Origin of the sequence: Microbacterium sp. K36 (genome assembly GCF_004794355.1) — a bacterium.
GTDB lineage: Bacteria > Actinomycetota > Actinomycetes > Actinomycetales > Microbacteriaceae > Microbacterium > Microbacterium paraoxydans_D.
Map to the genome: position 1 here is coordinate 1 of NZ_SSDN01000013.1, position 667 is coordinate 667.

Here is a 667-nt window from a genome sequence, read left to right on the forward strand (position 1 = left end):
AGCGACGGCACCACGGCAGCCGTCCCCGCCGACGGTGCCGCCGCGACGCCGCCTCTGCTCCCGGCCCCGTCGCCCTCCGGTTCCGCGATCGCTCCGCCATCGGTGGCGCCTGTCGCTCCGTCGGACACCGACCCGACCGCGGTCCCGACGCCGCCGCAGGGAGAGCACAGCTCGGCTTCTCCGTCTCCCGCGGGTCCGGCCGGCCCCGGCATCGACGCGCTCGCCCTGCCCGCCATCGACTCGGCTTCCCCTGCGGCGACGTCTCCTCGTGCGGATGCGGGGCCCACGGCGTCCGGCAGGGCGCCGGTCGCCGGACCGATCGAGACCGGAGCGGTCCGGTCGACAGCCGCTCTCCCGTCGTCGGTCCCGACGACGCAGCCTCCGACGATCGAAGCCGTCGTGCCGTCCCCGCCCGCCTCGTCCGTCGACGCAGCGGCGGGTGCGCGCGCCGGCGCCGACGGCGGGACGAGCACGGGGTGGGACGGCCGGATGTCCCGCCTCGCCGGCCCGGGGCCGGACGCGGCGACGGCCACGCTCGATCCCCCGACCGAGGCCACGACCGTGCTCGAGACCTCCTCCCAGCCCCCGACGCCCTCGGCCCCGGCGCCGGTCACCGCCACGCCGGCGGGCCCGACGAGCATCGACCCGGTCGCGGCCGGGTCCGCTA

The 667-nt window shown here is 78.9% G+C and carries 1 pseudogene; it reads left to right on the plus strand.

The window, feature by feature from the left end:
* Positions 1-667: pseudogene (locus DW296_RS16360) on the plus strand (hypothetical protein); the annotation flags it as partial.